We start from the raw sequence: 7,002 nt of genomic DNA, 5'->3' as shown, positions 1-7,002 counted from the left end.
CGACTATATTGCGACTGTTTTATTATAAATACGGAATGCAACATTTTATCCCAAAGTGTTGCCTTCGCAAATTAAACATTTAACGTATATGCCGGCTAACTGCCTGCTTTTTTAATATCTTAACATTTTAGAGGAGGTTTTTACCTATTTATGGAAAAAATCTTAACTATCGCGGTTCCTATGTATAATGTAGAACACTATATTCGTCAATGCTTAGATTCATTTTTGATTGATGATGGAATTGAAGTATTGGAAGTGCTGATTATTAATGACGGAACTCTCGATTCCTCTGCACAAATTGCCCAAGAATATGTTGATCGTTATCCTTCAGTCTATCGATTGATTTCAAAAAAAAATGGTGGGCATGGATCTGCTGTAAATCTTGGGATTTCAGAGGCAAAAGGGAAATATTTTAAAGTTGTAGATGGTGATGACTGGCTAGATCCAGCTGGTCTAAAGAAACTTATTTGTACGCTAAGCAATAGTAATTCGGATATCGTGGCAAGCAACTATTATTGGGTTTTTGATGGGACCAATAAGATGAAAAAGGAGATTGATCAGCCTTTTCGTGGTGTTGAGTATGGGAAAGAGTATAAATTTATATATATATGCAATGACCTTTACATTAAAATGCATTCAATGACAATACGGACCCAACTCCTCCAGGAATATCATGTTTGCTTGGATGAAAACTGTTTTTATGTTGATACGGAATATATTATCTATCCGATTCCATATGTAAAAACTGTTACATTTCTCGAAGAGTGTGTGTATCGATATCGGGTCGGATTATCAGAACAAAGCGTAAATATCTATAAAATGCAGGATCGCTGTGAGCAGCATGAACATGTATTGAATCAGCTTATTCATTTTTATGAAATGCGGAAATCTCAGGATCCTCAGCCTATTTTAAAATATTTGGAACGTGGCATTGCCCGTATGGTCAGCAGTCAGGTGAAAATATATTTGAGTTATCCGGCCTCTACCGTGTATAGGAAAAAGATACGAGAGTTGGACCAAAAATTGTATTCTGATTATCCAGGTATTTACTCAGCTATGCAAAACCGCTTTGTCTGGCTTTTGCGTTTTAGCGGATATAGGCTTTATCCAATTGCATCATATATCTTAAGAATAAAAAATAATATTTAATCGGCTTTGGTGAGGAGGTAATTTATACATGCAGGAAAAAATACTAGTCACCCAGTCTTCTATGCCCCCCTTTGAGGAATACATAGATGAAATACGCAGTATTTGGGACAACAGATGGTTGACCAATATGGGTGAAAAGCATAATGCGTTAGAGGAAAAGCTTAGATCAGTTTTTAATGTTCCATATGTATCGCTATTTACAAATGGGCATTTGGCATTGGAATTGTGTTTAAATTCGATGAACTTGAAGGGAGAAGTAATTACAACTCCATATACATTTGTGTCTACCACTCATGCAATCAAAAAAAACGGCTTAAAACCTATTTTCTGTGATATTGCTCCAGATACATACACGATTGATGCTGAGAAAATTGAGGATCTTATAACAGATAAAACATCCGCAATCGTTCCAGTACATGTCTATGGAAATATCTGCGAGGTAGACAAAATACAGGAGATAGCTGAGCGTCATAATTTAAAAGTGATTTATGATGCAGCTCATGCATTTTATGAGAGCTACCACGGAAAAAATGTTGCGTCATTTGGAGATGCTTCAATGTTTAGTTTCCATGCAACCAAAGTTTTTCATACAATAGAAGGCGGTGCCGTGGCAACTGCTGATCCGGAACTGTTCAACACTTTATACGAAATAAAAAACTTTGGTATTAATACAGATGGCCGCATTGATTTGGTGGGTGCAAATGCAAAAATGAGTGAATTCCAGGCTGCGATGGGGCTCTGCAACCTCCGGCACCTGAACGATGAAATTACCTTACGTAAACATGTCGTTGAACACTATAGAAAAAATCTAAGTGGTATAGATGGAGTGACACTTATGTCTCCGCAAGATGGCGTTCTATCAAATTATGCTTACTTTCCAGTTGTTTTTGAAAGTTCCATACTTGGAGTATCCAGGGATGATATAAGTGCAGCGTTAAAGAAGCATGAGATATTCAGTCGTAAATATTTTTATCCTCTCATCACTGACTGTGGTTGCTATCGTGAAGAATACCAGAATACGAACTATCCGGTCGCCAGTCATGTGGCAGACTCTGTACTGACACTTCCTTTGTATGCACATCTACCGTTAGATACCGTTGATGAGATCTGTGAAATTATTCTAAATACAATAAAGGAGCGCTAATGCTAAAGGGGAAAATCTGTTTTGTAAGCGGAGCTTCCAGGGGAATCGGCCGTGAAATTGTCAAAGAATTTGTAGCAAACAATGCAATCGTTTATGCCAATATACGAACTATAGGAGCACTTGATACATGGATAAATGAACTACCAAGTAGTATGAGTGTAAATATACGCCCTATTGTATTAGATATTTGTGATTCACAAGCAGTTAAAGATGCCCTTTTAAGAATAAAGAGAGAACATGGGCGAATTGATGTATGGGTGAATAATGCTGCAATAGCCTATAACGAAGCAATCGGTATGATTTCCCAGGATCATGTCAGACAAATGTTTGAAACAAATGTTTTTGCGGTTATTGAAAATATTCAGTTAGTATCAAGACTTATGATACGGCAAAAAGCAGGTAGCATCATTAATATTTCTTCTATTGTCGGCGTAAAAGGTGATGCCGGGCAAATGGCGTATTCGGCTACTAAAGGAGCTGTCATTGCGTTGACAAAATCAGCAGCTAAAGAATTGGCCCCATATCAAATCAGAGTCAATTCTATTGCCCCTGGACTGACAAAAACAGACCTGATGCATGAGACTGCTTCCTCATTTCTCGAAAAGAGAATTTCCAATATTGGAATGGGACGGGTTGCCGAACCAAAGGATATCGCCAATGCTTGTCTTTTTTTCGCTTCAAATCTTTCTGAATATGTAACCGGTCAAATATTAGGAGTAGACGGAGCCTCCATTATATAAGAAAGGGAAATAAAAATGTTTTTAAATCTGGATCAAAAGAAACAAGATCATATTGCAATTATTGATAATCACGGTGTAATGATGACGTATGGGGAACTCAGTACGTTCTCTAATGATTTTTTTTCCAATATCAACAAACGAACACTAATTTTTATTTTATGTGAGAATAGTGCAGCACCCCTTGCAGCATATGTTTCCAGTTTAACTAACCGTGTTGTCCCTTTAATGGTAAGCGCCCACATGGATTCTGATCTTTTAAAAAAACTTGTGCAGTCATACCGTCCAGAGTATTTATGGGTTCCCAATGAAACATCACTCTGTTTTGAGTATTCAGCTGTGTATCATAAACTGGGGTACACATTGTGGAAAACCGATTTAAAACCCTATCCCCTTTATGATGACCTTGCTCTTCTCTTGACAACATCTGGTAGTACCGGAAGCGCAAAGTATGTACGGCACTCTTATCTTAACGTTATTGAAAATGCCCAAAATGTAGCTCGCGTATTTGAACTGGATGAAGAAGAAGTAGGGATGGAATCTCTACCACTTCAGTTTACACAAGGTTTAAATGTAGCCACCAGTCATCTCTTAAGCGGTGCGACAGTACTGTTAACTACTGACAATATAGTTCAAAAAGAATTTTGGAATTTCTTTAAAGAGAATCATGCAACAAGTATGACCTGTGTACCATATAGTATTGAGCTGCTGGATCGCCTTCGCTTTTTCCGTATGGACCTTCCCTCCTTTAAAGTACTTAATCAAGGCGGCGGCCGTCTTCCAGATCAATTATTTAAGAAGTGCGCAGAATATGCTGTTAATACCAACAGAAGGTTTATTGCCACCTATGGATCTACAGAAACAACGTCTCGAATGGCATATTTGCCGGCAGAGATGGCAATGACGAAATGTGGCAGCATTGGACGCCCATTGCCAAATTGCAGCTTTGATCTAATTGATGATGAGGGCAATTTAATAACTGATCGACATGTCATTGGGGAAATTGTTTTCAAGGGTCCAAATGTAACTTTAGGATATGCGGAATCTGGCCAGGACTTAATGAAAGGTGATGAACGCCAGGGTGTGTATCAAACTGGTGATTTAGCCTATTTTGATGAGGATGGCTGTTACTTTATTGTAGGAAGAAAAAAACGCTTTCTAAAGATATTTGGATACAGGATTAGCCTGGATGAAACAGAACGACTCATCAAAGATGGATACCATATCGAATGCGCATGTGTTGGAACGGACAAAAAGCTTACAGTTTTTACAACAGAACAACACCAAGAACAAGAAATTATAAATTTCTTGGCTGAGAAAACGCACCTCCATTATTCAGCATTTGATGTTAGAACGCTGGACAGTATTCCCAAAAATGATACTGGAAAAACACAGTATAAGGTACTTGAGACCATGCTTTAGAAGGGCAGTTAGGAGTCATATGATATGGAAATATGGAAAAGAAGGTTTTTAAACCTTGTCCACTATAAGGATCTGGTTCATGAATTAATCACACGGGATCTGAAATTAAAGTATCGCCGAAGTTTCCTAGGATATTTATGGAGTGTACTAAATCCATTACTGGTTATGATTGTAATGGCTATTGTATTCTCAACCATGTTTAGAAGGAATATTGAAAATTTTCCTGTATATCTTTTCACCGGGCAGATCCTCTTTAACTTTATGAACCAATCAACGCATCAAGCTCTAAGTTCAATTAATGCGAACGGTTCTCTATTAAAAAAAACGTATGTGCCGAAGTACATTTTTACGTTTGCAAAAGTCACAAGCGGACTCGTGGATTTGGTTTTTTCTTTAGGTGCGTTGATTATTGTTATGCTGGCTACAGGGGCACATTTCAGCCTGTATAACCTGTTATTCCCTTTCGTGCTGCTCCAGCTTTATGTTTTTTGTTTGGGATTAGGGATGTTTTTGGCTCAGGCAAATGTGTTTTTTCGAGATATTCAATATATATACAATGCTGTTACCACGGCGTGGCTATATATGACCCCTATATTTTATCCGATTGAAATGCTCTCTGAGGAAATGCAATGGGTCGTTAAGCACTTAAATCCGATGTATTTTTATATTGGACAATTCCGCGATGTCATTTATTACGGTAGGATGCCCGGACACGTTATTATTTTAGCCGGATGCACAACTGCGATTCTTATGCTCATTATTGGAATATGGAGCTTTTTGCGCAACCAGGATCGTTTTATTCTCTACATTTAAAGGAAAAAATTATGAATACCGATAAAATGGCAATTGATGTCAACCATGTAACAATACGTTTTAATTTGGCAAATCAAAAAGTAGACAATTTAAAGGAATATGTAATCAAACTTGTTAAAAAGGAATTAATGTTTCAGGAATTTCTTGCGCTGCGCGATGTATCCCTTCGTATACGTCAGGGTGAAGCATGGGGAATTGTGGGGACCAATGGTTCTGGAAAATCTACTCTATTAAAAGCAATTAGCGGCATTTTGAAGCCTTATAAAGGAAATATTATAGTAAACGGGAGCATAGCACCTTTGATAGAGTTGGGGGCTGGTTTTGATGGAAACTTATCTGCTCGTGAAAATATATACTTAAATGGCTGTGTCCTTGGCTATTCACGAAAGTTTATGGAACAACATTTTGACGAAATTGTAGAGTTCGCTGGATTGGAAAAATTTTTGGACTCTCCTATCAAAAACTATTCGTCTGGTATGAGAGCACGCTTAGGTTTTTCTATAGCAACAGTTGTAAAACCTGACATTTTGATAGTTGATGAGATTCTGGCTGTTGGAGATTATCAATTTCGTAAAAAATGCCAACAGCGAATGGAGAGTATGTTAAGTAGCGGAACCACTCTTCTCTTTGTTTCACATTCAATTGATGAAGTTCGTGGCTTATGTACTCATGCATTGTGGTTGGATAAAGGAGAGACTGTAATGCAAGGAGCTGCTGAAGAAGTATGTAATGCCTACATTAACAGACTGGAGAATCAGTGATGACTACCAATACTATGATTAGCGTTATTGTACCAACGTATAATCATGAAAAATACATTCAGACAGCATTAGATAGCATTTTTGCCCAACAGACAGAGTATTCATTTGAAGTATTAATCGGAGATGATTTCTCGACAGATGGAACAAGAACACTTCTACAGGAATATAAGTCGCGGTATCCCGACTGTATTCGGTTATTTTTGTCACCTCAGAATCTAGGAGCAACACGCAATGCATATAATCTTCTCACAAATGCCAGAGGAAAATATCTTGCAACTCTAGAAGGTGATGATTACTGGACTGATCTCCAAAAGTTGCAACAACAGGTGGACTTCTTAGAAAGTCATCCTGCTTATGTTGGATGTACGCATAAATTCACTATAGTAGACGAAAATAATCATCCTCTCAAGAATCAGGAATTATCCTGGGTTGTACAGAAAAACACTTTTTCTCTAAACGATTTTGATGGTATTCTAATGCCCGGGCAACCCTCTACCTTTGTGCGAAGAAATATTTTTTTGCGACCTGATCGTGATTACTCGATTTGCTACAAAGCACACCCACTGATAGCAGACCGAACGCTAATGCTGATATTTCTGAGCAAGGGGGATTTTTATTGTATGGATAGAAATATGAGTTGTTATAGAAAAGCTATGCGTAAAAATGCTGCTAATATTACAACGCAGATATACCGCAACAATTCAAGACAAATAGCCGATGATGTGGACTTTCTAAGCAAACTAGAAGAGTATGCAGCAACTGAACTGAATCTAAATATACAGTTTGAATCTAGGAAACAAATTATATTTCTTGAATCCATTATAAAGTTTGTTAGACATCCAAGGATAGATGAAATGAGAGCAATTTGTTATGTTTGGGGAAATTTAGCACACCCAATTGGGGGGCTGCTAAAACTCCCGTCTAACCTCATATCCAAACTGAAGCTACACAAAAGATATCATTTTTAGGCAAGGAG

Annotated in this window: 7 protein-coding genes; all 7 read left to right on the top strand. The window is 37.7% G+C overall.

Going from position 1 to position 7,002, the window contains the following annotated elements:
* Positions 1 to 150 precede the first annotated feature (150 nt).
* From CLFS41_RS28380 to CLFS41_RS29230, 7 genes are read left to right on the top strand one after another with little or no spacing between them, the layout of a single operon-like run.
* A complete protein-coding gene (locus tag CLFS41_RS28380; protein WP_045094284.1) occupies positions 151 to 1,149 on the top strand; it encodes a glycosyltransferase family 2 protein in 999 nt (332 codons plus the stop codon).
* A 28-nt stretch (positions 1,150 to 1,177) separates the two neighbouring features.
* Positions 1,178 to 2,293 (top strand): DegT/DnrJ/EryC1/StrS family aminotransferase, encoded by a 1,116-nt coding sequence (locus CLFS41_RS28375; RefSeq protein WP_045094283.1) that lies wholly within the window; start codon positions 1,178 to 1,180, stop codon positions 2,291 to 2,293.
* Entirely contained in the window at positions 2,293 to 3,033 is a 741-nt protein-coding gene (locus CLFS41_RS28370; RefSeq protein WP_045094282.1) for an SDR family oxidoreductase, read from the top strand. Before CLFS41_RS28375 ends, CLFS41_RS28370 begins: the two co-directional genes overlap by 1 nt.
* A 15-nt stretch (positions 3,034 to 3,048) precedes the next feature.
* Positions 3,049 to 4,452: an AMP-binding protein gene (locus tag CLFS41_RS28365; RefSeq protein ID WP_045094281.1), complete on the top strand. Its 1,404-nt coding sequence runs from the start codon at positions 3,049 to 3,051 to the stop codon at positions 4,450 to 4,452.
* Positions 4,453 to 4,476: 24 nt separating this feature from the next.
* Complete coding sequence (locus tag CLFS41_RS28360; RefSeq protein WP_045094280.1) at positions 4,477 to 5,265, top strand: ABC transporter permease; 789 nt, start codon at positions 4,477 to 4,479, stop codon at positions 5,263 to 5,265.
* 11 nt (positions 5,266 to 5,276) lie between these two features.
* Complete coding sequence (locus tag CLFS41_RS28355) at positions 5,277 to 6,026, top strand: ABC transporter ATP-binding protein (RefSeq protein ID WP_045094279.1); 750 nt, start codon at positions 5,277 to 5,279, stop codon at positions 6,024 to 6,026.
* On the top strand, positions 6,026 to 6,994 hold the full coding sequence (locus CLFS41_RS29230) for a glycosyltransferase (protein ID WP_052665921.1): 969 nt from the start codon (positions 6,026 to 6,028) through the stop codon (positions 6,992 to 6,994). Before CLFS41_RS28355 ends, CLFS41_RS29230 begins: the two co-directional genes overlap by 1 nt.
* Positions 6,995 to 7,002 lie beyond the last annotated feature (8 nt).

Origin of the sequence: Clostridium sp. FS41 (assembly GCF_000954015.1) — a bacterium.
Taxonomy (GTDB): Bacteria; Bacillota; Clostridia; order Lachnospirales; family Lachnospiraceae; genus Enterocloster; species Enterocloster citroniae.
The sequence above is the reverse complement of the archived record's forward strand: the minus strand, read 5'-3'. Positions and strand labels throughout refer to the sequence as shown.

Coding starts and splice junctions, on each gene's coding strand:
- CLFS41_RS29230 (WP_052665921.1), top strand. CDS start 6,026: ATGACTACCAATACTATGATTAGCGTTATTGTACCAACGTATAATCAT.
- CLFS41_RS28365 (WP_045094281.1), top strand. CDS start 3,049: ATGTTTTTAAATCTGGATCAAAAGAAACAAGATCATATTGCAATTATT.
- CLFS41_RS28360 (WP_045094280.1), top strand. CDS start 4,477: ATGGAAATATGGAAAAGAAGGTTTTTAAACCTTGTCCACTATAAGGAT.
- CLFS41_RS28375 (WP_045094283.1), top strand. CDS start 1,178: ATGCAGGAAAAAATACTAGTCACCCAGTCTTCTATGCCCCCCTTTGAG.
- CLFS41_RS28355 (WP_045094279.1), top strand. CDS start 5,277: ATGAATACCGATAAAATGGCAATTGATGTCAACCATGTAACAATACGT.
- CLFS41_RS28370 (WP_045094282.1), top strand. CDS start 2,293: ATGCTAAAGGGGAAAATCTGTTTTGTAAGCGGAGCTTCCAGGGGAATC.
- CLFS41_RS28380 (WP_045094284.1), top strand. CDS start 151: ATGGAAAAAATCTTAACTATCGCGGTTCCTATGTATAATGTAGAACAC.